This window comes from Silicimonas algicola (genome assembly GCF_003970735.1).
In the GTDB taxonomy this organism is placed as follows: domain Bacteria; phylum Pseudomonadota; class Alphaproteobacteria; order Rhodobacterales; family Rhodobacteraceae; genus Silicimonas; species Silicimonas algicola.
Genome location: NZ_CP034588.1, coordinates 3,688,343 through 3,712,984, shown reverse-complemented (window position 1 = coordinate 3,712,984; position 24,642 = coordinate 3,688,343). Strand labels below are relative to the sequence as shown.

General features: G+C 65.6%; 18 protein-coding genes, 1 tRNA gene and 2 riboswitches. Of the genes, 15 read left to right on the top strand and 4 right to left on the bottom strand.

Going from position 1 to position 24,642, the window contains the following annotated elements; genetic code table 11:
- Positions 1 to 25 precede the first annotated feature (25 nt).
- The 7 genes from EF888_RS18300 to EF888_RS18270 all read left to right on the top strand — a co-directional run bounded on the left by EF888_RS18300 (position 26) and on the right by EF888_RS18270 (position 5,732).
- Positions 26 to 1,096 carry a Hint domain-containing protein gene (locus tag EF888_RS18300; protein ID WP_241239733.1) on the top strand — a complete coding sequence of 357 codons (1,071 nt, stop codon included), beginning with the start codon at positions 26 to 28 and terminating at the stop codon, positions 1,094 to 1,096.
- A 77-nt stretch (positions 1,097 to 1,173) separates the two neighbouring features.
- Positions 1,174 to 1,998, top strand: coding sequence for a DUF4253 domain-containing protein (locus EF888_RS18295; RefSeq protein WP_109759441.1), 825 nt, complete (start codon positions 1,174 to 1,176; stop codon positions 1,996 to 1,998).
- Between the two features lie 82 nt (positions 1,999 to 2,080).
- Positions 2,081 to 2,650: a hypothetical protein gene (locus EF888_RS18290; protein WP_241239732.1), complete on the top strand. Its 570-nt coding sequence runs from the start codon at positions 2,081 to 2,083 to the stop codon at positions 2,648 to 2,650.
- 150 nt (positions 2,651 to 2,800) lie between these two features.
- Positions 2,801 to 3,421, top strand: coding sequence for a 30S ribosomal protein S4 (gene rpsD / locus EF888_RS18285; protein WP_109759442.1), 621 nt, complete (start codon positions 2,801 to 2,803; stop codon positions 3,419 to 3,421).
- Between the two features lie 188 nt (positions 3,422 to 3,609).
- Positions 3,610 to 3,906, top strand: coding sequence for a YwqG family protein (locus EF888_RS18280; RefSeq protein WP_109759443.1), 297 nt, complete (start codon positions 3,610 to 3,612; stop codon positions 3,904 to 3,906).
- A 138-nt stretch (positions 3,907 to 4,044) separates the two neighbouring features.
- The gene (locus EF888_RS18275; RefSeq protein WP_109759444.1) at positions 4,045 to 4,974 is read left to right on the top strand and encodes an ABC transporter ATP-binding protein; all 930 of its coding nucleotides are present in this window, start codon (positions 4,045 to 4,047) and stop codon (positions 4,972 to 4,974) included.
- Positions 4,971 to 5,732 (top strand): ABC transporter permease, encoded by a 762-nt coding sequence (locus EF888_RS18270; RefSeq protein WP_109759445.1) that lies wholly within the window; start codon positions 4,971 to 4,973, stop codon positions 5,730 to 5,732. The genes EF888_RS18275 and EF888_RS18270 overlap by 4 nt, the downstream gene beginning before the upstream one ends.
- Positions 5,733 to 5,739: 7 nt before the next feature.
- Here EF888_RS18270 and EF888_RS18265 read toward each other — a convergent pair whose 3' ends face one another.
- The 3 genes from EF888_RS18265 to EF888_RS18255 all read right to left on the bottom strand — a co-directional run bounded on the left by EF888_RS18265 (position 5,740) and on the right by EF888_RS18255 (position 8,445).
- Complete coding sequence (locus EF888_RS18265) at positions 5,740 to 6,690, bottom strand: 1-phosphofructokinase family hexose kinase (protein ID WP_109759446.1); 951 nt, start codon at positions 6,688 to 6,690, stop codon at positions 5,740 to 5,742.
- Positions 6,691 to 6,752: 62 nt separating this feature from the next.
- Positions 6,753 to 8,072, bottom strand: coding sequence for a glutamate--tRNA ligase (gene gltX, locus EF888_RS18260; protein ID WP_109759447.1), 1,320 nt, complete (start codon positions 8,070 to 8,072; stop codon positions 6,753 to 6,755).
- Between the two features lie 58 nt (positions 8,073 to 8,130).
- Positions 8,131 to 8,445 (bottom strand): DUF1801 domain-containing protein, encoded by a 315-nt coding sequence (locus tag EF888_RS18255; RefSeq protein ID WP_338143039.1) that lies wholly within the window; start codon positions 8,443 to 8,445, stop codon positions 8,131 to 8,133.
- A 183-nt stretch (positions 8,446 to 8,628) separates the two neighbouring features.
- Between EF888_RS18255 and EF888_RS18250 the strand changes: the two genes are divergently transcribed.
- Positions 8,629 to 9,033, top strand: coding sequence for a metallopeptidase family protein (locus EF888_RS18250; RefSeq protein WP_109759448.1), 405 nt, complete (start codon positions 8,629 to 8,631; stop codon positions 9,031 to 9,033).
- A 108-nt stretch (positions 9,034 to 9,141) separates the two neighbouring features.
- Positions 9,142 to 10,068 (top strand): MBL fold metallo-hydrolase, encoded by a 927-nt coding sequence (locus EF888_RS18245; RefSeq protein WP_109759449.1) that lies wholly within the window; start codon positions 9,142 to 9,144, stop codon positions 10,066 to 10,068.
- Between the two features lie 30 nt (positions 10,069 to 10,098).
- Here the strand turns inward: EF888_RS18245 and EF888_RS18240 are convergent, their stop codons facing one another.
- Complete coding sequence (locus tag EF888_RS18240) at positions 10,099 to 10,653, bottom strand: gamma-glutamylcyclotransferase (RefSeq protein WP_109759450.1); 555 nt, start codon at positions 10,651 to 10,653, stop codon at positions 10,099 to 10,101.
- A 72-nt stretch (positions 10,654 to 10,725) separates the two neighbouring features.
- Positions 10,726 to 10,815, top strand: a riboswitch (glycine riboswitch).
- 2 nt (positions 10,816 to 10,817) lie between these two features.
- Positions 10,818 to 10,883: riboswitch (glycine riboswitch) on the top strand.
- Between the two features lie 70 nt (positions 10,884 to 10,953).
- Here EF888_RS18240 and gcvT point away from each other — a divergent pair.
- The 6 genes from gcvT (at position 10,954) to EF888_RS18210 (ending at position 24,483) form a co-directional block, all read left to right on the top strand.
- On the top strand, positions 10,954 to 12,072 hold the full coding sequence (gene gcvT / locus EF888_RS18235; protein ID WP_109759451.1) for a glycine cleavage system aminomethyltransferase GcvT: 1,119 nt from the start codon (positions 10,954 to 10,956) through the stop codon (positions 12,070 to 12,072).
- Positions 12,073 to 12,087: 15 nt separating this feature from the next.
- A complete protein-coding gene (gene gcvH / locus EF888_RS18230; protein ID WP_109759452.1) occupies positions 12,088 to 12,447 on the top strand; it encodes a glycine cleavage system protein GcvH in 360 nt (119 codons plus the stop codon).
- 4 nt (positions 12,448 to 12,451) lie between these two features.
- A complete protein-coding gene (locus tag EF888_RS18225) occupies positions 12,452 to 12,910 on the top strand; it encodes an SRPBCC domain-containing protein (protein ID WP_109759453.1) in 459 nt (152 codons plus the stop codon).
- Positions 12,911 to 12,927: 17 nt separating this feature from the next.
- Positions 12,928 to 15,780: an aminomethyl-transferring glycine dehydrogenase gene (gene gcvP, locus EF888_RS18220; protein ID WP_109759454.1), complete on the top strand. Its 2,853-nt coding sequence runs from the start codon at positions 12,928 to 12,930 to the stop codon at positions 15,778 to 15,780.
- 88 nt (positions 15,781 to 15,868) lie between these two features.
- A tRNA-Ala gene (locus EF888_RS18215) sits at positions 15,869 to 15,944 on the top strand.
- A gap of 580 nt (positions 15,945 to 16,524) precedes the next feature.
- Positions 16,525 to 24,483, top strand: coding sequence for a hypothetical protein (locus tag EF888_RS18210; protein ID WP_109759455.1), 7,959 nt, complete (start codon positions 16,525 to 16,527; stop codon positions 24,481 to 24,483).
- The last annotated feature ends 159 nt before the right edge of the window (positions 24,484 to 24,642 follow it).

Sequence of the window (24,642 nt, the reverse complement as noted above, 5' to 3'; positions counted from 1 at the left end):
ATGAACATATACCGAGGCAGGTAGCATGAACGCGATGACGGGCCGGATGGGCACGTTCGTCATATCTTGGTCGCAGACCGAGATCGACGGACTGGCGGGGGCACCCGTGACATCCCTCGACGCTGGCGCGATGTGGAGCTGGAAAGGCGAACCCGTGCGGATCGACTCCGCCGCGGGCGGTCTCGTGGGCGTCAGTTGCCCCGAAGCGAGGGAACTTCACCGCAAGCGTGCCGCGGCCAGCGCACGGCGCATCGTGGCCCGCGCTCTCGTTCAGGAAGGTGTGCGCACGCCCTTCGTCGACGACATGGTCGAATTCGACCGCTCGTTCTCGGTGACCGACGGTCACCGCTCGTGGACCGCCACACTGATCGAGATGCCGGAGGTGGCGCGGCCGCTTCTGATGTTCGCAGGCGCCATGCCGCCGTCTGGAACCCCGCTCTACGTCTCGTCCGGGGTCATGGAGCCGGCACTTCCCAATCGCCTTTCGGACGGCGGCGAGGGCGTTGTCTGCTTCACGCCCGGCACCTTCCTCGAGACGCCCGAAGGGCCGCGCCGGGTCGAGGACCTGGTCGCCGGCGACAAGGTGGTGACCAAGGACGGCGGCGCGCAGCCGGTGCTCTGGGTTGGCAGCCGCAACGTCTCGGGCGCGCGTCTCTACGCCATGCCCGACCTGCGCCCGGTCCGGATACGCGAGGGCGCCCTCGGACGAGGCCGCCCCTCGGGCGACCTGATCGTGTCGCCCGATCACCGCATGCTGATCCAGGGCCAGCCCGCCCGCGCCCTCTGGGGCACGGACGAGGTGCTGGTCGCCGCCCGCGATCTCGTCGACGGGGCCGGCATCGCGCGTGACATGGGCGCGCGGTCCGTCACCTATGTCCACCTCATGCTCGAGAAGCACCACATTCTCGTCGCCAACGGGATCGAGACCGAAAGCTTCCATCCCGCAGCGGCGCGGCTTGACGCCATCGACGATGTCCAGCGCCAGCGCCTGTTCGACGTGATGCCCGACCTGACCTATGCGCCGCAGTCCTACGGGCCGATGTGCCGCAGGGCGCTGACGCAGGCCGAAGCGGCCCTTCTGCCCGTCGCGGCCTGACCCAACGGGGGAGGGAGGACACGATTCCGCCGCAATCCTCTGCCTACCTCGGGCTTTGCGAACGTGGGCCCGAGTCGATGCTGGAGATTCCCTTTCCGCTGGAGAGATTGCCGGTCGCGCAGATCGAGACCGCGCTGAGCCGCCTCCGCGCCGAGCGCCCGGCGTCGCAGCCGATCCTTCTTGGCGACGTCGACGTCTTCTCGGCCGAATGGGCCGAAACGGTCGATATTTTCGAGGAGCCCGCCGCGATCCTGTCGGCCGCGCGCGCTCTCGATATCGACGCCTGGTTCGCCGAGCGCACCCTGCCGCCCCCGCCGCGCCCGGTCGTTCGTCGCGAGGGTCTGGCCCGCCGCCTGTCCACGCGGCTGTTCGCGCGGCCCGACCCCGTCGTCCCCTTACCCAGCCGTCGCCGGATCGACGCGCTGAAGGATCACGCCCGCGACCTGGAAGCGTCCGGCGAGGGCAGCGTCGAGGAACTGGCCGAGATCCGCGAGATCATCCGCGCCGTCGAATGCGGCGATGCGCCCATGATGTTCCCCGATCCGATCGACTATGTCACACCGCGCCGGGGCGACGAGATGGTCGCGGGTCTCGTCGACACAGCCGAGCCGTGGGAGAGCATGGCCTGGCTTCAGCACGGCACCTATGCCGTCTGCGCCCCGCGTGCCGTCCTCGTCGCCTGCTGCCGCTGGCTGTGGGACACTCACGGGGCGCGCATCATCACGGCGTCGACCGATCACATCGGCTTCCAGGTCGAACGCCCCATTGCCCGGATCGAGGACGCGCGCGAGGTTCTGCGCCGCGTGGCGCTTCTCGGCGCGTCCGAGGTCAACGGCGACACCCGCCACACCTCGGGCGAAACGATCGTCGGCGCGGCGCGGCTGTGGGTCTGGTGGGACTGAGCCGGGACGGGTTGACGCAGGTCATTCCACGCATTCGACGAATTGCATATATACTGGGCTCACGTTTCAAGGAGCGCCTGCCATGACCGCCTTCCGCCTTGCGTTCGCCGCCATCGCGATCACCGTCGTTGCCGCCGTCGCGGGCTCGGCCGCCTTTTCCCAGATGATGCACGGCCACGGTGGCGGTGGCGGCATGGGAATGATGCACGACATGGCCGGCATGCCCGGCCTGCGCGGCACCGACGCGACGCAGGAAGAAAGCGACGAGCTCGCGGTCATGTTCAACGGCTTCCAGACCTTCGAGCGCGAGGTGTCGCTCCTCGACGACGGCATCCGCACCGTCACGCGGTCCTCCGACCCGCAGGTGATGGAGGCGCTGGTGAGCCACGTCTCGGGCATGATCGGGCGGGTTGAAGAGGGCCGCGACCCCGGCATCTTCATCCAGAGCCCCACGCTAGACATCTTCTTCGCGCGGGGTGACGCCATCGAGAGCGATATCGCGGTGACGGATGAGGGCATCGTCGTCACCCAGACCTCGGCCGATCCAGAGGTAGTCGCAGCACTTCACACCCATGCGGGCGAAGTCTCGGACATGGCCGAACGTGGAATGCATGCCGTTCACGAGCGCATGATGCGCGGAGCGTCCAACTAGGCGCCCGCTCCCTTGCTTGACAGGCCCGGGAATCCCTGTACAAGCGCCGCTTCATTGGTGTTGGTGGCCCCCGCAAGGGGATGACCTGTCGCCCCGGCCAAATCCGGGGAAAGGACAACGCCCTTCGCAAGAGCAGAAGGAGATCAGACGGTGACCAAACGCACCTCTGCCAAGTACAAACTCGACCGCCGGATGGGCGAGAACATCTGGGGCCGCCCGAAGTCCCCGGTCAACCGCCGCGAATACGGCCCCGGCCAGCACGGCCAGCGCCGCAAGGGCAAGGTGTCCGACTTCGGCCTCCAGCTTCGCGCCAAGCAGAAGCTCAAGGGCTATTACGGCGACCTGACCGAGAAGCAGTTCAAGAAGATCTTCGTCGAGGCCGAGCGTCAGCGCGGTGACACGGGCGAGCTTCTGATCGGCCTCCTCGAGCGCCGTCTCGACGCCGTCGTGTACCGCTCGAAGTTCGTGCCGACCATCTTCGCCGCGCGCCAGTTCGTGAACCACGGCCACGTGACGGTGAACGGCCAGCGCGTCAACATCGCGTCCTACCGCGTCGGTGAGGGCGATGTCGTCGAGGTCCGCGACAAGTCCAAGCAGATGGCGCTGGTGCTGGAAGCCGCAGGGCTGCCCGAGCGCGACGTGCCCGACTATCTCGAGGTCGACCACTCCAAGATGAAGGCCACCTTCGTGCGCACGCCCGGTCTCTCGGACGTGCCCTACCCGGTCCTGATGGAGCCGAACCTGGTCATCGAATATTACGCGCAGAACTGATTTCGGTCTGTTGCGGAGAGACAGGGGCCGCCCTCCGGGGCGGCCTTTTTTGTGCTTGATGTTTCGGAGGCGCGAACGACAGGTGTATTCAGGGAACGACTGTTCTGAACCATTCTAGGTGGCATATTATCTGAACTATTGGCAGTATCCTGGGGCGCACTTCAATTCTTGCACCCCTTTGGACTGCTATGAAGACCATCCCTGAAATTCGTCTCGAAATGAAACCGAAGACACGAGAAGCGAAGGCTGTCGTCGGTTTCGACTGGGCAGAAGACGGCGTGGGGAAGAGGTCTAAAATTGGTGGTCGCCCCGATTTTCTGCAGGGAAGGGAAGACGTTGGCTGTGATAGCTGTGGCGAGGAAATGACGTTCTTCGCGCAGCTAGATTCTGTCGGAGATGAGATCTGTTTTGCCGACGTTGGCATGGTCTTCGTCTTCGTTTGTTTTGACTGCTTTAGGACAAAGTCTCTGATCCAGTCCGGATGACCGATGCGTCTGCGCAAAACCAATAATGCTAGGTAATGCCCCCCACATCCCGCACCCCCGCAGCCCCCTCTCTACTGAAATGATCGGTTCACTTTTCTGCCGATGGCGTTAACTTGCGCCTCGACGACGGAGTTTCCCATGACGGCAATCGTTGAGGTCGAGCACCTCAAAAAGACTTATGACAGCGGGTTCGAGGCGCTGAAGGGCATCGACCTGACCATCGAGCAGGGCGAGATCCTGGCACTTCTCGGCCCGAACGGCGCGGGCAAGACGACGCTGATCTCGGCCGTCTGCGGCATCACTGCGCCGACCGACGGCAAGGTCAGGGTGGGCGGTCACGACATCCAGGACGACTGGCGGGCGGCGCGCAAGCTCATTGGCCTCGTCCCGCAGGAAATCAACCTCGAACCGTTCGAGCTGGTGATGAACACCGTGCGCTTCTCACGCGGACTGTTCGGCCGGCCCCGCAACGATGCGCTGATCGAGAAAATCCTTCGCGACCTGTCGCTGTGGGACAAGAAAGACTCGCGTATCAACGCGTTGTCGGGCGGCATGAAGCGCCGGGTGCTGATCGCCAAGGCTCTGTCGCACGAGCCGCGCGTCCTCTTCCTCGACGAGCCCACGGCGGGCGTCGACGTGGAACTTCGCCGCGACATGTGGCGCATCGTCGAGACGCTGCGCGCCGACGGCGTCACGATCATCCTGACGACCCACTACATCGAAGAGGCCGAGGCCATCGCCGACCGCATCGGCATCATCAGCGGCGGTCAGCTTCTCCTGGTCGAGGAGAAGGCGGCGCTGATGAAGCGGCTCGCCAAGAAAGAGCTTCGCATAGACCTTCAGTCGCCGGTGGACCATATCCCCGAGACCCTGTCGGCCTTCGACCTGCGCCGCGCCGACGACGGCCGCGCATTGATCTACACCTACGACACCACGGGCGAGCGGACCGGGATCACCCGGCTTCTGGGCGCGGTGCAGGCGGCGGGGCTGACGCTTGCCGACATTCGCACCAGCCAGAGCTCGCTCGAGGAAATCTTCGTCGACATCGTGAAGGACGGCGGCAAATGAACTGGACAGGCATATTCGCCATCTGGCGTTTCGAGATGGCGCGCTTCTTCAGGTCGATCATCCAGTCGGTGGTCTCCCCGGTGGTCTCGACCTCGCTGTATTTCGTCGTCTTCGGCGCCGCCATCGGCAGCCGGATTCAGGAGGTCGAGGGGGTACCCTACGGCGCCTTCATCGTGCCTGGACTCATCATGCTGACGGTCCTGCAGCAGTCGATCCAGAACGCGGCTTTCGGGATCTATTTCCCCAAGTTCATCGGCACGATCTTCGAGGTGCTGTCGGCCCCCATCTCGGCCTTCGAGATCGTCATGGGATATGTGGGCGCGGCGGCGGCGAAGGCGATCCTGATCGGCCTCATCATCCTTCTGACCTCGTTCTTCTTCGTCGACGTCCGCATCGCGCATCCCTTTTGGATGCTCGCGTTCCTGGTGATGACCGCCGTCAGCTTCTCGCTTCTGGGCTTCATCCTGGGGATCTGGGCAAAAAGCTTCGAGCAGCTCAATATCGTTCCGCTTCTGGTCGTGACGCCTCTCGTGTTCCTTGGGGGCTCGTTCTACTCGGTGTCGATGCTGCCGCCCTTCTGGGAGGCGGTGTCGCACTTCAACCCGGTACTCTACCTCGTGTCCGGGTTCCGCTGGTCGTTCTTCGGAATGGCCGACGTGCCTATCGGCGCGAGCCTCGCGGCGATCCTGATCTTCACCTGCGCCTGTCTTGCGATCGTCTGGTGGATCTTCCGCACCGGCTACCGGATCAAGAGCTGAGCGGGGCCTAGAGCCGGACGACCACGCAATCCTCGAGCTGGCGCCGCGTCGTCTCGCGGTCGCAGAGGCGCGTGGCCTCGGTCATGGTCGCGGCGCTGGCGGCGGCCACGCCCCATCTGAGGCAGTCCTCGGGCGTCGCCTGGCCGGCCAGCGCGTTGGTGAAGGCGCCGACGAAGCTGTCGCCCGCGCCCACCTTCGAGACGACGGGAACAGGCGGGCTGACCGCGTGCCAGGCCCCGGTCGTATCGGCCATGACCGACCCGTCCGAACCACGCGCGACAATGACGATGCGGGCGACGCCGGTACGAACGAGGCCCTGCGCGAACTCGGCCGTGTCCTCGCGCGTCGGCAGGGGACGCCCCGCCAATTCCTCGCCTTCCTCGCCGTTCATGCGCAGGACGTAGAGCGCATCGTGGGGGCGTTCGGCGAGGTGAAACAGCGCCGGGCCCGAGGTATCGACGATCAGACGCGCGCCGCGTCCCGCGACGTGGTCGGCAAGGATCGAAGGGAAGTCCTTGGCGACGCCCGGCGGCTGGCTGCCCGAGAGAACCACGAGGGTATCCTCGCCCGTGGCCTGGTCGACCGAGTTGAGCGCGCGGGGTACGTCGCTGTCCTGCCAGATCGGGCCGGGCATGACGAAGCGGTACTGTTCGCCGCTCTCGCGGTCGATGACGGACATCGACTGGCGCGTCTCGCCGGGGCCCTGGAAGGCGACCGTGGGCACGCCTTCCAATGCTAGAAGCTGGAGAAGATGCGCGCCGGTCGCGCCGCCGATGGCGACGAGCGCCGTGGCCTGGCCGCCGAGCAGCTTGATCGCGCGGGCGACGTTGATGCCGCCGCCGCCGGGGTCGATCTGGGGATCGGTGCAGCGCAGCTTGGGGCCGGGCTCGATGCTGGCGGCGGTGGTCGAGAAGTCCACCGTCGGGTTCAGCGTGATGGTCAGGATGTGCGATTTCATGGGCGCCGCCTCCGGCATCCTTCATCGCCCGTTAGCGCCACCAGTGCAAGCCGGCTTCCGCTTCAGCCCGGTTTGCGCGTCAAAAGCGGCATGACGTCGGCCATCTCGGGGCCTCTCGTCTCGCCGGTGATGGCCAAACGCAGCGGCATGAAAAGACCCTTGCCCTTGCGGCCCGTCTCGAACTTCACGACGTTAGTCCACTGGCTCCACGTCTCGGCTGTGTAGGGCGGCTCGGGCAGCAGGGCGAGGGCGGTCGCGACGAACTCGCGGTCCTCCTCGGCGACGATCGGAGTCGCACCGCCCGTGAACACCGGCCACCAGCGGCCCGCGTCGGCGCGGATGTCGACGTTGCCGCGAACGGCCTGCCAGTAGGCGTCGCGGCGGTCAGCGGGGACGCCCGCCGCATCCAGTTCGGCGTCGACATCCGAGGCGTCGAGCGACTGGATAACGCGAGCGGTCAGCGGCTTCAGGTCCTCGGCGTCGAACTTGGTGGGCGCCGCACCGAAGGCCGAGAGGTCGAAGCCCTCGATCAACTCGTCGAGGTTTCCGCGCAACTCCACAGGCTGCGACGACCCGAGCCGCGCCATCAGCGACAGCAGCGCCATCGGCTCGATCCCCTGCGCGCGCAGGTCGCGCAGCGACAGGGTGCCAAGCCGCTTCGACAGCGCCTCGCCCTGCGGGCCGGTCAGAAGCGAATGGTGCGCGAAGCGCGGCGGGGTGCCGCCCAGGGCCTCGATGATCTGGATCTGGGTCGCCGTGTTGGTGACGTGGTCTGCGCCCCGCACGATGTCAGTCACGCCCATGTCGATGTCGTCGACCGACGAGGCGAAGGTATAGAGAACCTGCCCGTCCTGCCGGATCAGCACCGGGTCCGACACCGACGCCGCATCGATCGAGATGGGTCCAAGGATGCCGTCGGTCCATTCGATCCGCTCGTGGTCGAGACGGAAGCGCCACACGCCTTGCCCACGCTCGGCGCGCATCTTCTCGCGGTCGGCGTCCGACAGCGCCAGCGCCGAGCGGTCGTAGACCGGGGGCTTGCCCATGTTGAGCTGCTTCTTGCGCTTCAGGTCCAGTTCGGTCGGCGTCTCCCACGCCTCGTAGAAGCGCCCCATGTCGCGCAGGCGCTGCGCCTCTTCGGCATAGCGGTCCAGCCGCAGCGACTGGCGCTCGACGCGGTCCCAGGTCAGGCCCAGCCATTCCAGGTCCTGCTTCAGGGCGTCGACGTATTCTTCCTTCGACCGCTCGGGGTCGGTGTCGTCGATGCGCAGGATGAAGGTGCCGCCGGACTTGCGGGCGATCAGCCAGTTGAACAGCGCCGTGCGCAGGTTGCCGATGTGGATGTAGCCGGTCGGCGAGGGCGCGAAGCGGGTCGTGGTCATGGGGCTCTCCTTGCGGGGGGAGGCTTTTTCACAAGGTCGCGCGAATGTCCATCAGGGATCAGGTGGGCAGGACGGGCCAGTGCGTCGCGAGGTCTTCGAGACCTGCGCGGATCAACTCTTCAAGCACGTCCATGTCAATATCCTCGAGCTTGTTCACGTAGAGGCAGGATTTGCCTGTCTTGTGCTTGCCGAGCCGTGCCAGGATCGGGCCGAAGTCGGCATACCCGGGCAGGATGTAGATCGAAAGCTTCGCGGCCCGCGGCGAGAAACCGGTTGCCAGGTAGCGGCCGGCATGGCCGCGGGCGTAGGTGTAGTCGTAGCTGCCGTAGCCCACGATGCCCGAGGGCCACAGACGGGGCGTGAAGCCCGTCACACTCCGGCAGAGCGCATCGAGGGCTGCGCTTCGTCGCGCCTGCGGTCGGTTTCGACGGCGGCGAGAAAGGCGGCGACGTCGGGTTCGCTAGGATGCGCGGTGGTCATTCCACGATCTTACTGCCTGTGGGCAAGTGCGTCACGGGCTCTGGCGCGGGACGGGCGACCTGCATAGGTAGGCCTGATGGATTGGACCCAGGCGACCGCCCCCGACGCAGCAGATATCGAAGCGATGGCTCTTGCCGCCATCGCGGCACTTCCGGACGAGTTCAGGCTGCCGGCACGCGGCGTCGCGCTGCAGGTCGAGGACTTCGCGTCGGAGGAACTGCTGGACGAATTAGACATCGAGGATCCGTTCGAGCTGACGGGCCTTTATGACGGCATTCCCCTGATCGAGAAGTCGGTGTCGGACCAGCCGCACAGGCCGGATGCGATCTGGCTGTTCCGGCGGCCGATCCTGGACGAATGGATACAGCGGGGCGACGTGACGCTGGCCGAACTGGTGGGCCATGTCGTGGTCCACGAGCTGGCGCATCACTTCGGTTGGTCCGACAGCGACATCGCCACCATCGATGAATGGTGGACCTGATGCTAACGCGCACTCACCCATGCGTGATCGCACAGGCTCATTCTGTGGAAAGGCCCCGGTGCCGCGCTAGACTGCTGACCTGACGTCAACGTCTCAGGGAGCACTTCAATGATAAATCCGACCTTCTCGCGCCGTACCCTTCTGGGGGGCGCCGCGGCCCTGCCATTTGCCGCAGCCGTCCGCCCGGCCTTCGCCGCCGCCCACATGGGCGAGTCGCAGAACGCCGTGCAGAACACTTTCGCGCTGGGCGACTTCCAGGTGTCGACCCTTCTGGCCGGGACGCGGACCGTCGAGGACATCCAGTCGATCTTCGGCACCAACGTGCCGCCCGAGGAATTCGAGCAGGTCAGCCAGCAGAATTTCATCCCGGCCGACAAGGCGCAGTTCTTCTTCACCCCGACGGTGGTGCGGACCGGGAACGAGACGGTCCTCTTCGACACCGGTCCCTCTCCCGTGGGCATGGTTGCGGCCCTTGCCGCCGCCGGTCTGACACCCGAGGAGATCGACGTCGTCGTCCTCACGCACATGCACGGCGATCACATCGGCGGCATGGCGGGAGAGGGCGGGGCGGCCACCTTCCCGAACGCGCGATATGTCACGGGGCAGGTCGAGTTCGATCACTGGAACGGCACCGAGGACGAGAACTTCGCGGCCAAGGTGAAGCCCTTCGCCGAGCAGTTCACCTTCCTCAACGATGGCGGCAGCGTTGTGTCCGGCCTGACGGCGGTCGAGGCGTTCGGCCACACACCCGGTCACATGGCCTACATGCTGGAATCGGGCGGCGAGCAGGTGCTGGTGATGGCCGACACGGCGAACCATTACGTCTGGTCGCTGGCCTATCCCGAGTGGGAGGTCCGTTTCGACGCGGACAAGGCGATGGCGGCGGAGACTCGCAAGAAGATCCTCGGCATGGTCGCAGCGGACCGTCATCCGCTGATCGGCTATCACATGCCCTTCCCCGGAATGGGCTATGTCACCGAGGAAGGACCGGGCATGTTCCACTATGTGCCCACGACCTATCAGATGATGCTGTGATCCGAAGGTTTCGCATGCGAAACCAATGAATTAAGGGTTAACGCCCTTCAGGGCGAGGTGGCGGTCCACAAGGGCCGTCTCCTCGTCCGTCAGGCACTGGTGCCTTGGGTAGCGAGGCGCGTCGCGGTCGTTCAGGACGGGGGCGTCCCAGCCGTCCGTCGTGTCGAAGAACCTCTGCACGCCGCCCTCTCCGAACTCGCGCAGGAAGCCCTGCACCACCACGTCGATGTAGGACAGAAGCACCGGGCGCATGGTCGTCGCGGGCCGGTGCATGTCGTCGGGCGCGTGGTAGATGTGGATCTCGGGTTGCCCGCCGAGGGCATGGGCGACGCCCGTGGCCATGACGCGGGCGTAAGCATGTTCGCGCATGTCCAGCGCGGACCAGTCGCCGCCGGGAACGCGCGCCATCAGCCCGTCGATCTGGTCCTCGGGCGCCGGCACGGCGGTCAGGAAGGCGACCTCGCGGCCCTCGACATGCCGCCAGGCGCGGCGCCAGCCCGATATGCTCGCAGGATGCGCCTCGGCATAGGTGTGGGTCGCCCGGTTCACGAGGCTGCCGTATCCGAAGAACCAGGGACCATCCATGCGGCGAGGTTTGGCGTGGGCGGGGGCGTGATGCAAGATCTTGCCAGCGCGCGCGGAACCGGCGTATCCCTGAACTGCGCGACGGGAGAATCCGGGTTCGACCCGGTGCCGAAGGAGCAACCGCCCCGGTAAACTCTCAGGCCAACGGACCGCCGCGTGACGGACACTCTGGAGAGACCCCGCGATCGGGGCGCCGAAGGGATAGCGATCTCAGGCGAAGGGACAGAGGGGGCGCCAGAGGGCAAGGCCGTTGCCCGAGAGGTGCCCGACGCATCGGCCGTCGGCGGGAAGAGGGTTGCGATGCCTGAGCTGAAGCGGACACCGCTCTACGATCTGCACACATCGCTCGGCGCGAAGATCGTGCCGTTCGCGGGTTACGACATGCCGGTGCAATATGGTCTGGGGGTGCTCAAGGAGCACCTTTGGACGCGGCAGCATGCCGGGCTTTTCGACGTGAGCCACATGGGGCAGGCGCGGCTGGTGCCTGAGGGGTCGGTGTCGGACGCGGCGCTGGCTCTCGAGACGCTGGTGCCGGTCGACGTGCTTGGGCTGAAGGAAGGGCGGCAGCGCTATGCTCTTTTCACCGACGACGAAGGCGGGATTCTCGACGACCTGATGGTCGCGAACCGGGGCGATCACCTGTTCGTCGTCGTGAACGCGGCCTGCAAGGACGACGACATCGCGCACATGCAGGCGGGTCTTGGCGGTCCGGTCTCGGTCGAGCCGGTGACGGACCGCGGGCTTCTGGCGTTGCAGGGACCGGAGGCCGAGGCGGCGCTGGCTCGGCTTGTGCCCGGGGTTGCGGGCCTGCGCTTCATGGACGTTGCAACCTTCGACTGGGAGGGCGCGGAACTTTGGGTGTCGCGGTCGGGCTATACCGGCGAGGACGGGTTCGAGATCTCGGTGCCAGAGGGCCGGACCGTGGGCCTTGCCGAAGCGCTGCTGGCGATGGATGAGGTCGAGGCGATCGGCCTCGGCGCGCGGGATTCCCTGCGGCTGGAAGCGGGGATGTGCCTCTATGGGCACGACATTGACCGCACCACCTCTCCGGTCGAGGCGGCCTTGGAGTGGGCAATCCAGAAGGTACGCCGGCGGGGCGGGGATCGTGCGGGCGGCTTTCCCGGCGCGGACCGCATCCTGGAGGAACTTGAGACCGGGGCGGCACGGCGTCGCGTCGGGCTTCTGCCCGACGGACGCGCGCCGATGCGCGAGGGGACCGAGCTTTTCGTGGGCGATACGCGGATCGGGTCCGTCACCTCGGGCGGCTTCGCACCGTCGCTCGAACGGCCCGTGAGCATGGGCTATGTTTCAACCGACCATGCCGCGACCGGCACGGGCGTCGAGGCGGAGGTGCGCGGCAAGCGCCTGCCCGCCACCGTCGCCGACCTGCCGTTCCGGCCCTCGACCTACAAACGCTGAGAAGGATCAGACGCGATGAAATACACCGAAGATCACGAGTGGCTGCGGGTGGACGGCGATGTCGTCGTCGTGGGCATCACCGAACATGCGGCCGAGCAACTGGGCGACGTCGTCTTCATCGAACTGCCCGAGACCGAGACGCAGGTGGCCAAGGGCGACGACATCGTGGTGATCGAGAGCGTGAAGGCGGCGTCCGACATCGCCGCGCCGGTGGACGGCGAGATCGTCGAGGTGAACGTCGATCTCGCCGACAACCCGGGCCTCGTCAACGAGGATCCCCTTGGGGCCGCGTGGTTCTTCAAGATGAAGGTCACGGACATGGAGCAGCTCGACACCTTCATGTCCGAGGACGAGTACAAGGACATGATCGGGTGATCGCTTGACCCCTCGCGTCGACCGGGCCGCGCGGCATGTCGCGGCGGAGCCTGCGACCGCCTATGCGGCCTGGATCGACGCTGAGGCGCTGGCGCACTGGCTGCCGCCCGAAGGAGCCTCGATGACGGTCGAGAGCTTCGTGCCCGAGCCGGGTGGCGCGCTGGTCATCGTCCTGCACTTCGACGAGGCGACCGGCAAGACCAGCGCGCGGACGGACCGGGTGCAGGGGCGGTTCCTGGAGCTCGATCCGCCGTCGCACCTGGCGATTTCGGTCGACTTCGACAGCGACGACCCGCGCTTCGCCGGGACCATGCGGATGGACTGGACCTTCCGCCCCGACGGCGCAGGGACCGAGGTGACCGTCGAGGCCCGCGACGTGCCGGCCGGCATCTCACCCGAGGCGCATGACATGGGCTTGCAGTCGTCGCTCGCCAACCTCGCCCGCTACATCGAACGAACCTGACCCTTGACGGTGGACCCATGACCTTCACGCCGACCGACTACCTTCCCTACGACTTCGCCAACCGCCGCCATATCGGGCCGTCGCCGGCCGAGATGGAGGCGATGCTGAAGACGCTTGGCGTCGCTTCGCTGGACGAGCTGATCGACCAGACCATCCCCTCGACGATCCGGCAGGCCGAGCCGCTGGACTTCGGCAAGCCCCGGTCCGAGCGCGAGATGCTCTGGGAGATGCGGCAGATCGCGGACCGGAACGAGGTCTTCACGACGATGATCGGGCAGGGGTATCACGGCACCGTCACCCCGCCCGCGATCCAGCGCAACATCCTGGAGAACCCGGCCTGGTACACGGCCTATACGCCGTATCAGCCGGAGATCTCGCAGGGGCGGCTGGAGGCGCTTCTGAATTACCAGACGATGATCTCGGACCTGACGGGGCTCGAGATCGCCAACGCCTCGCTCCTGGACGAGGCGACGGCGGCGGCCGAAGCGATGACGATGGCCGAGCGGACGGCGAAGTCGAAGGCCAAGGCCTTCTTCATCGACGAGAACTGCCACCCGCAGAACATCGCGGTGATGCGGACAAGGGCCGAGCCTCTGGACATCGAGGTGATCGTGGGATCGCCGGACGACCTGGAGGCGGACAAGGTTTTCGGCGCGATCTTCCAGTATCCCGGCACCTACGGGCACGTCCGGGACTTCACGCCGCAGATCGAGGCTCTGCACGCGGCGGGGGCCCTTGGCATCGTCATCGCGGACCCGCTGGCGCTGACGCTTCTTAAGGAGCCGGGCGCAATGGGTGCGGATATCGCTGTCGGGTCTACGCAACGCTTCGGGGTGCCTTTGGGCTTCGGCGGACCGCATGCGGCCTACATGGCGTGCAAGGACGGGCTGAAGCGGGCGATGCCGGGGCGGCTGGTCGGCGTGTCGATCGATGCACGAGGGAACAAGGCGTACCGTCTGTCGCTTCAGACCCGCGAGCAGCACATCCGGCGCGAGAAGGCGACGTCGAACGTCTGCACGGCTCAGGCGCTTCTTGCGGTCATGGCGTCGTTCTATGCGGTGTTCCACGGACCCGAGGGGCTGAAAGCCATCGCGCAGCGCGTCCACCGCAAGACCGAGCGGCTGGTGATGGGGCTGGAGGCGGGCGGCTATGCCGTCGAGCCGAAGCTGTTCTTCGACACGATCACGGTCGAGGTCGGCCCGATGCAAGGCGTCATCATGGAGGCGGGCAAGCGCGAGCGGATCAACTTCCGCCGGGTGGGGACGACGAAGATCGGGATGTCGGTCGACGAGTCGCTGCGTCCCGCGACCATCGAGGCGGTGTGGCGGGCCTTCGGGTTGTCCTACGGCCGAGACGATTTCGAGGCGGGGTACACGCGCCTGCCGCAGGAGTTGCACCGGACGAGCGAGTTCCTGACCCATCCGATCTTTCACCTGAACCGGGCCGAGACCGAGATGATGCGCTACATGCGCCGTCTCGCCGACCGGGACCTGGCGCTGGACCGGGCGATGATCCCCCTGGGGTCATGCACCATGAAGCTGAACGCGGCGGTCGAGATGATGCCGGTCACCTGGCCTCAGTTTTCGAACATCCACCCCTTCGCACCGGCCGAACAGGTGAAGGGCTATACCGCGATGATCGAGGACCTCTGCGCTCGGCTCTGCACCATCACGGGCTATGACGCGATGTCGATGCAGCCGAATTCGGGCGCGCAGGGCGAATACGCGGGGCTTCTGACCATCATGGCCTATCACCGCGCGCGCGGCGACGGGGCGCGGAAGGTCTGCCTGATCCCGGTGTCGGCGCATGGCACGAACCCGGCCAGCGCGCAGATGTGCGGGATGGAGGTCGTGGTCGTGAAGTCGGCGGCGAATGGCGACGTGGACGTCGACGACTTCCGCGCCAAGGCCGAGGCGGCGGGCAACCGGCTGGCGGCCTGCATGATCACCTATCCTTCGACCCACGGCGTGTTCGAGGAGACTGTGAGTGAGGTCTGCGAGATCACCCACGCGCATGGCGGGCAGGTCTATATCGACGGCGCGAACCTCAATGCGATGGTGGGGCTCGCGAAACCCGGGGACGTGGGCGGCGACGTCAGCCACCTGAACCTGCACAAGACCTTCTGCATCCCGCACGGCGGCGGCGGTCCCGGCATGGGACCGATCGGGGTCAAGGCGCATCTGGCGCCCTTCCTGCCGGGGCATCCGCACACCGGCGGCCGCGAGGGTCCGGTGTCGGCGGCGCCTTACGGCTCGCCGGGCATCCTGGTCATTCCCTATGCCTATCTGCTGCTGATGGGCGGAGCCGGGCTGACGCAGGCGACGCGGGTGGCGATCCTGAACGCGAACTATATCGCGAAGCGGCTGGAGGGGGCCTTCGACGTTCTGTTCAAGGGGCGCAAGGGGAGGGTGGCACACGAGTGCATCCTCGACACCCGGCCCTTTGCCGACAGCGCGGGCGTGACGGTGGACGACATCGCCAAGCGGCTGATCGACAACGGGTTTCACGCGCCGACGATGAGCTGGCCGGTGCCAGGAACGCTGATGGTCGAGCCGACGGAATCGGAGACGAAGGCCGAGCTCGACCGGTTCTGCGACGCGATGCTGCATATCCGCGAGGAGATCCGGGCCGTCGAGACGGGAGAGATGGAGCGCGAGAACAACCCCCTGAAAAATGCGCCCCACACGGTCGAGGACCTGGTCGGCGACTGGGACAGGCCTTATAGCCGCGAGGCCGGGTGCTATCCCAAGGGAGCGTTCCGCGTCGACAAGTATTGGCCGCCGGTCAACCGTGTCGACAACGCCTGGGGTGACCGTCACCTGGTCTGCACCTGCCCGCCGCTGGAGGACTATGCGCAGGCGGCGGAATAGGGCCGCAGCGGGGTGTCGGGGGGAGGGCGGAAGGCCGGCCCTCCCGTCTTGACTTGGCAGTAAAATACGCCCAAACACCCGATCCAGTGGGGCCGTAGCTCAGTTGGGAGAGCGCGTCGTTCGCAATGACGAGGTCGTCGGTTCGATCCCGATCGGCTCCACCAAATCCTCCCTCTTCCGGGAATTTTGCGTCGCAGGTTCGATGCGGCGTGAGAGCATTTCGATGTCCTCGGTCAGCGTCGCGCTGGTGCGGGAGCGATTGAAGGCGGCCTATATCCAATCCGTCCACGATCATGCAATCAAATTGGAATTTAGACCTTATCCGGAAACAAAAGAGGGCTTTGCCTTCTTGGGCCGGCGTTTCGCAGGCATACGCAAAAAGGGTTAATCCCTGCCTCTGCGTGCCGGGGGTCTGGTTTAGCAACACGCTGATATTGCATAGCAAAATCGGATGGGAGGTTCAGGCTTGAGGCCGTCCCTACGTCCTATGAATTCTTGACCATTCCTTACCCTGCATGGGAAATCATTAACGGGGCAGAGTGGGCAGAATCCGGCAATCGGCCTCGAGAGCGTCCGGGGGGAAGCTGGATGACTGAGATTCACCATTTTACCGCGGCGCTGTCGCGGGCCTTTACGCCATATCTTCTGTCGGGCGCCTTCCCTCGCGCCCGGCCAATCTTGCTTCCCGCCGTCCCGATCCCGTCTTCGTACTGATCCCGTCCGCCCTGTAGCAGCGAGTCCGTTATGTCCGAAACGATTTCCTTCTCGACCCAGCAGCTTGCCTCCGGTCTCCGGTCCGGAATCCTTGCCGAGCCGATAACCACGGCGCAGGTCGGCGGTCCGGACACGGTGACGCAGCGTGTCGTCGCGGCGATCGTGGGTGACGGGGACAGTCTTCTGGAAAGTGGCGAGACGGGCTTCATCCTCGCCAACGGATCGAACCTCGAGGGCGGGATCACGCGGACGACGCTGAACGGCGCGAACGATCCCGTGACGGTGACGGCACATGGCTGGGCACGGATTCGCGCGGTCGAGCCGCTTTATCTCAACGATTACCTGACCTTCACGACGGAGCAGGGCTTCAAAGTCAGCGGCGCGAATGCGCGACCCGGCAACAGCATCACCTGGACGCTGAACGACAAGGACGGGGCGGCGCAGAAGCTGGACGCCGCAGAGTTCGTCGTCAACACGGGCGGTGTGGCCGGTCCCGTCAGTGTGGCGATGGACTTTGACGGAGACATCATCGCGTCGGGCATCTATTCCGAGACGGACGCGCCCGCCGAGGCCGCCCTGACCCTTCAGGCGCAGGATGGCGACGTCATCGCCATCGATTTCCTGGCCAACACCTTCACTCTCAACGGCGTCCCGGTCACGGGAACCGAGATCGACCAGTTCTTCGCAGCCTACACGGCGAGCGCGGGCAACACCCTGACCATCGGCAGCGCCGACACGGCCACCTTCGCCGTCAAGGACCTGACGCTGGAGCGGTCGGACAAGACGGCCGCGCCGAACAAAGCGCCGTTCATCGCCGTCTCGCAGGTTGTGAGCGACCTCCTGGACGGCGCGGACCTAGTGGACCGCGTCAAGGTCGCGGACATCCAGATCCTGGACGACGGCATCGGCACGAACATCCTGTCGCTTTCGGGCGAGGACGCGTCGCTGTTCGAGATCATCGGAACGGGTCTGTACCTGAAGGCCGGCACCGACATCGACATGGCCACGAACCCGACGCTGCGCGTCTTCGTGACGGTCGAGGATCAGAGCCTGCCGGACGCTCCGGTCAGTGCCGAGGTCGTCGTGCAGGTCCGCGACGCGGTCACGGTCGAGAGCATGATCAGCTTCGGCTCGGTGCAATTGACATCGCAACCGGGCAACGTCATCGACCCGATCTCTACCGATAACCTCGGGACCGGGACGGACTATCGCAAGCAGGCTCTCATCGCCATCGAGGGTGACGGCGACCGCGCCTTCGAGGCGGGCGAGACCGGCTATATCCTCGCCGCCGTGAAGGACGACCTGGTTCACACGCGGCTGACGACGCTGAACACCGACACGGACCCGGTCACCATCACCGGCCACGGCTGGTATCGGTCGAGCGCCGTCTCGCAGCTCAATCTCAACGCTGCCATGGTGTACGACCCCGCCACGGGATTCCGCATCGAGTCGTCGAGCAGTCGGCCGGGTGACAGCCTGACCTGGCGGCTGAACGACAAGGACGGCGTGGCGCAGAAGCTGGCGGCGGTGAGCTTTGTCGTTCATTCCTCCGGCACCGTTTCGGCAGCCTTCGACATCGACGGCGACACGATCCTGAGCGGCAGCTACGGCAACGGCCGGCTGGCCACGCCGGATGCCCTTCTGACGATCGACCTGAACGACGGAGACATCGTCCGCATCGATTTCGCCACGAGCAGCTTTACCGTCAACGGGCAGGCCCTGCCGGCGGGTGCGGCGTCGCAGTTCTTCAGCGAGTTCGCGGCAAGCGACCAGGCGGCGATCACCATCGGCGGAATCGGCATCGGCGGCTTCTCGGTCGGCGATCTCACGCTTCACCGCGGCGGAGGCGGCACGCCGCCGCCGACGAACCTGCCCCCGACGGTCTCGCTGGCGAACATCGTCGCCTCGGTGGCGGAAACGCGCGACATGAGCGTGGCGCTGAAGGTCGCGGACATCGTGGTCGGCGACGACGGCATGGGGACGAACGTCCTTGGCCTGACGGGTGCGAACGCGGCGCTGTTCGAGATCGTGGGAACCGAACTGTTCCTCAAGGCCGGAACGGTGCTCGACTTCGAGACCGCGCAAAGCCTCCAGGTGACGGTTACGGTCGACGACACGACCCTTGGAGCGGCAGGGTCGGTCGAGGCCACGGTGCCCTTCGTCCTGAGCGTGACCGATGCCAACGAGGGGCCGATCGTGACGCTGGCGAACGTCATCGCCTCGGTGTCGGAAGCGCAGGACACAAGCGTTCCGCTCAAGGTCGCGGACATCGTGGTCACCGATGACGGCGTCGGATCGAACATCCTTTCGTTGTCCGGCACGGATGCGGGCCTGTTCGAGATCGTGGGAACAGAGCTGTTCCTGAAGGCGGGCGTGGCGCTCGACTTCGAGACGCTGCCGAGCCTGTCGGTGAACGTCGATGTGGACGACACCACCATCGGAACCGCCGGGTCGGTCGAGAGCAGCACCTTGCTGATGCTGCCCGTCGCAGACGCGAACGAAGCGCCAGTGGTGACGCTGGCGAACGTCGTGACGGGCGTCGCGGAAACGCAGGACCTGTCGGTGCGCCTGAAGGTGGCGGACATCGTCGTGACCGACGACGCGCTGGGCACGAACCTACTGACGCTGTCGGGCGCGGATGCGGCCCTCTTCGAGATTGTGGGCACCGAGTTGTTCCTGCGGGCGGGCACGGTGCTCGACTTCGAGACGGTGCAGAGCCTGTCGGTCAGCGTGGACCTTGACGACACGACCCTGGGGCTTGCGGGGTCCATCGAGAGCACGGCCGGGCTGACGCTGGCGGTGACGGATGCCAACGAGCCGCCGGCGGTGACGCTGGCGAACGTGGTCGCCTCGGTGTCGGAAGGCCAGGATCTGAGCGCGCCGTTCAAGGTGGCGGACATCGTCGTGACGGACGATGGCGTCGGGACGAACACGCTGGTTCTCTCGGGCGCCGATGCCGCGCTGTTCGAGATCGTGGGAACCGAGCTGTTCCTGAAGGCCGGCGTAATCCTCGACTTCGAGACCCTGCCGAGCCTGTCGATCAGCGTCGACGTGGACGACACGACCATCGGCGCGTCCGGCTCGGTCGAGAGCAGCGCCCCGTTGACGCTTCCGGTGACGGACTCCAACGATGCGCCGGTGGTGACACTGGCCAACGTCGTGGCCTCGGTCTCCGAGGACCAGAACCTGACCGCTGCCCTGAAGGTGGCGGACATCGTCGTGACGGACGATGCGCTTGGCACGAATGCCCTGACGCTGTCAGGGGCGGATGCCGCGCTGTTCGAGATCGTGGGGACGGAACTGTTCCTCAAGGCGGGTACGGCTCTCGACTTCGAGACCTTGCCGAGCCTCTCGGTCAGTGTCGACGTGGACGATGCGACGCTCGGCACGGGCGTCGACGGTTCAACGCCCTTCACGCTGGCCGTCACCGACGTGAAGGAGACCTGGGGCGCCATCGAGGTGGATGGTGCGGTCGGCGAATGGCCTGCCTTCTCGCTTCTCGCCTCTGACCCCTCCGGGGCCGAGGTGCGCGGCACCTATCAGGACGGCGCCTTCATCGTCGCGCTCTCGACGAACGGCGTGCCGATCGGGCCCAATACGACGTTCTGGTTCGATACCGACCTCAATTCTGCGACGGGCTATCAGGTGTTCGGCAGCACCGCGGGTGCCGAGTTCAACGTGAACATCGACGCGGACGGTCGGCCAGTGCTCTACACGGGCGCAGACGGCGAGACGGAAATCACGCCGCTGATCCACAAGTTCAGCGCCGACGGCACGGTGCTGGAGTTCGCCCTGCCGTCGAACCTCGTCGGAGGCGCCACGGCGGCGAAGCTGTTCGTCGACCTCAACAACAGCGTCTTCATTCCGGGCGACTACTCCCTGGGCGGTCTGCCCATCGGCGACAACCTTTCGGCGACGGTGACGCTTGCGAACCAGATCACCTCGATCCCCGAGGACCAGAACCTGACGACGGCCCTGAAGGTCGCCGACATCGTCGTGAGCGACGACACCATCGGGACCAACACGCTGTCACTGTCGGGCGCCAATGCGGCGTTGTTCGAGATCGTGGGGACGGAACTGTTCCTGAAGGCGGGCACGGCGCTCGACTTCGAGACGCTGACCTCGCTGTCGGTTTCCGTCGACCTCGACGACACGACCATCGGTGCGCCGGGGTCGGTCGAAAGCTCGGCCCCGCTGACGCTTGCGGTCACCGACGTCAAGGAGACCTGGGGCATCATCGAACTGGATGGTGCTGTGGGCGAATGGCCCGGCTACACGCTTCTGGCGTCGGACGGCGGTTACGAGGTGCGCGGCACCTATCAGGACGGCGCTTTCGTCATGGCCCTGTCAACGGGCGGGGCGGCCATCGGTCCGAACACGACCTTCTGGCTGAACACCGACCTCGACCCGGCGACGGGCTATCAGGTCTTCGGCTCAACCGTCGGTGCGGAATACAACATCAACATCGGTCCCGACGGCCGGCCCGCGCTCTACAGCGGTGCGGTCGGAGAGACGTTGGTGTCGCCGCTGATCTTCAGCTTCAACGCTGACCGCAGCGTGCTCGAGTTCGCACTGCCGTCGGACCTCGTCGGCGGATCGGCTGCGGCGAAGCTGTACCTCGACGTGAACGACACCGTCTTTATTCCCGGGAACTACTTTGGCAGCACTGGCCTCGCGATCGGCAACAACCTCGCGCCAACCGTGACGCTGACGCAGACCTTGTTCCAAATCGCCGAGAACGCGAGCGTGCTTGGCCGCACGAAGGTTGCTGATATCGTCGTCACCGACGACGGTATCGGAACCAACGAGTTGAAGCTGTCGGGCGCCGATGCCGGGCTGTTCGAGATCCTGGGCACCGAGCTGTACATCAAGGCGGGGGCCGTTCTCGACTTCGAGACGAACGCGACGCTGGATATCAACGTCGACGTTGACGACACCTCCGTGGGTACTGCCGGATCTATAGAGGCCACCGCGCCCTTCGCCGTTACCGTCACAGACGTCGCGGAGCAGTTCGGCGCCGTCACGCTTGACGGTTCGACCGCCGAATGGGCGGCGAATACTCAGCTCTACACGCGGTCGACGGGCGGCGTGGACTATACGGTCAACGGCACCTATGGCGCGGGCGCTTTCCTGATCGCTCTCGAGGCCGAGACGCTGGAGATCGGAGCGGACACGACCATCTGGCTGAACACCGACCGCAATGCCGCCACCGGCTTCCAGGTGTTCGGCAACGGCGTGGGCGCCGAGTACAACATCGAGTTCGAGGCCGACGGCACGCTGGCGCTCTATTCGGGGGACGCCGGGCAGACCTTCGTGTCGAACCTGAACTACTTCTTCGACGCCGACCACGGGACGGTCGAGATCGCCCTGCCGTCCACGCTGGTGGGCGGGTCGACGAACCTCGAGATGTACATCGACGTCAACAACACGACGTTCCTGCCGGAAGCCTATGCGTCGGGCGGGTTCGTGGTGCGCGAGGCGACTCCGGTGCAACCGACCGATCCCACGGTGCGGATCGCCATCGTCTATTCGGAAAGCTCGGCCAACGCCTATTTCGACAAGACGGCCTACGGGCAGCTTGTGATGTCGGCGCAGAACCAGGCGATGCAGGCGGGCATTCCGTTCGACCTGATCAGCGAGGCGGATCTGACCGACATCGCGAAGATCAAGGACTACGACGCGATCGTCTTCCCCGAGTTCAGTCACGTCGAGGCCTCGCTGGTGCAGGGCATCACCGACACGCTGACCGAGGCCAGCCAGACCTATGGCATCGGCCTGATCGCGTCGGGCAACTTCATGACGAACACTGACACGGGAGCAATCATCGGCTCTGACGCCTATGCGCGGATGAAGTCGCTTCTGGGTGTGACTTTGGGGGCGTCGGGCTCGACCGCCGGGTTGACCATGAACGCCGAAGACGTGACGCATCCGATCTCGGACGGCTATACGGCGAACGAGCTGGTCGGGACCTATACCAATTCGGGCTTCCAGAGCTTCATCGACTTCAACGGCACGGGACAGGTGCTGTTCACGCAAACGACGACCACGCAGGGAGAGGTCGCCGCGGTGATCGCGACGACGACGGGCGGGCGTAACGTTCACTTCGCGTCGGATGCGATCAGCGGAAACAACAACATCCTTCAGGAAGCGATCCAGTGGTCGGCGCTGGGGGATCTGCCCGAGGTGTCGCTCGAGATGACGCGGGGGACCTCGTTGTTCTTCTCGCGCAACGACATGGACCAGTCGCAGGAGACGTACGACGTCGTCGATCCGCCGCGCATCTACGACGCGATGATCCCGATCGTGCAGAGCTGGTACGAGGAGTACAACTTCGTCGGCTCCTACTACATCAACGTGGGCGCCAACCCTCCGGACCAGGAGACGAACTGGGCCGTCTCGTCGCCCTACTACCAGCAGCTTCTGGCGATGGAGAACGAGATCGGGACGCACTCCTACACGCACCCCGACAATACGAACTTCCTTCTGCCTGACGTGATGACCCAGGCCGAGCTGGACGCGGCCAAGGCCGGCAGCCCGGCTCTCGCCTCGGCGCTCGGGAACATGTCGCTGTCTGAGGTCAACGCAGCCATGGCCGCAGCGCTTGCCGCGTCAGATCCGGACACGGTGTCATCGGTGGATCTGACATCGTCGTCGTTCACCGATGCTCAGGCCGCCCTGCTCCAGCACTCCTTCACCTTCCAGTGGGAGTACTCACGGCAGATCATCGAGCAGCAGCTCGGGCTGACGAACCTGGGCGGGGCCGTTCCCGGCGCGCCGGAACAGCTTTATTCGACGTTCAACATCCTGCCCTTCGTCAGCTACCTCACGGGCGGCTATGCCGGGGTCGGCGCGGGTTATCCGGGCGCCTTCGGGTTCCTTGATCCGAACCACACCGACCAGGTCTACTTCGCGCCGAACGTGTCGTTCGACTTCTCGCTGATCGGATTCCGAAATCTTTCGCCCGCACAGGCGGAGGCGGTCTGGGCGCAGGAATACGCCAACATCACCTCGCACGGCGGGGCGCCGATCATCCACTTCCCGTGGCACGATTACGGTCCGACCAACTGGGACCTCGGCGACGGGCCAAACGCGCCGCAGTACACCGAGGAGATGTTCACCAACTTCATCGCGCGCGCCTATGCCGACGGCACCGAGTTCGTGACCGGCGCCGACCTGGCCGAACGCATCCTGGCCTTCTCGCAGGCGCAGCTTCAGATTCAGCAGAGCGGATCGAACCTTGTCGTGACGGCGACCGGCAACGACCTTGGCACCTTCGCGCTGGACATGGAGGAAGGGTCGACCATCGCCAACGTCGACAACTGGTATGCCTATGACGACGGCAAGGTCTTCCTCGACCGCGACGGCGGCGTTTACACAGTCGCCTTCGGCAGCCAGTCGGATGACGTCACGCACATCGTCAAGCTGCCGATGCGGGCGGATCTGATCTCGGTCCTGGGCAATGGGTCCGACCTCGAGTTCTCGTTCGACGGACGGGGCGATGTCGGCGTGGAGCTGAAGAGCCTCGGCGACAACTCGGTGGTGGCGTCGGGAGCGGACAGCGTGTCGCGCAGCGGCGACACCCTGACGATGAGTTTTGGAACCGTGGGGGTCCACAACGGCGACATCGACTATCAGTCGGGCACGACGGTCCTGGGCACGGCGGATGACGACTTCATCCTTCTGTCCGATCAGGGCCGGACGGTGAACGCGGGTCTCGGCAACGACGTGATGACAGCCGGTCTTGGTGCCGATGTCTTCGTGTTCGGGCCGGCGGTCGGCAGCGATACGGTGCTCGCCTTCGATTTGAGCGTGGACCACATCGACCTCGTGGGCACGACCTTCGGATCGACCGCGGACGTCGTCTCGGCCCTGACCCAGGCGGACGGTGGAGTGGAGCTTGCTTTCTCGGCGACGGACAAGGTGTTTTTCGCCGACCTCGTTGCGGGCAGCCTGACCGAGTCGCACTTCTCGCTGGACAACATCGCCTGAGTTGCAGCGGTGGCCCGACGGCCACCGCCCTTTCCCGGCCTCGGGGCGGCTTGCATCGTCACGCCGCGTGTCAATTAGCCTTGGACGCAACGTCTTTCGGCAGTTCCGGTTGTTCCCGTTGCTGCAAGGGGGTAATTGTCGCGTCGAAACCAGTCCGAA